General features: G+C 50.4%; 1 protein-coding gene. It reads right to left on the bottom strand.

Annotation, left to right across the window (positions count from 1 at the left end; translation table 11 throughout):
* On the bottom strand, nucleotides 1–173 hold a 173-nt coding region (locus tag FS628_RS33385; protein WP_369008926.1), incomplete at its 3' end, for a LuxR C-terminal-related transcriptional regulator.
* Nucleotides 174–238: the final 65 nt, after the last annotated feature.

Raw genomic sequence — 238 nt, 5'->3', positions numbered from 1 at the left:
AAATATGTGGAAATTGGTGAGACGAGGGAGGGGTTTCTTACGGGATGAAGAGCTGGTTGGGTGGGATGCGCGAGAGGGAGTTTGTGGAGGAGATGAGTGAGATGGGTTTTGACGGTTTTTTGTGTGATGAGGAATTGAAGGGCAATTTGGTTGTTGGTGAGGGGTTGAGGAATGAGTGGGAAGAGGTGTTGTTGAGGAGGAGTGAGGATATGGGGAGGACGAAAGGAGGTCTGAGCTG

Source organism: Paenibacillus xylanexedens, assembly GCF_007676705.1.
Taxonomy (GTDB): domain Bacteria; phylum Bacillota; class Bacilli; order Paenibacillales; family Paenibacillaceae; genus Paenibacillus; species Paenibacillus xylanexedens_C.
Note: the sequence above shows the minus strand (reverse complement) of the source record. Positions and strands in the feature narration are given on the sequence as shown.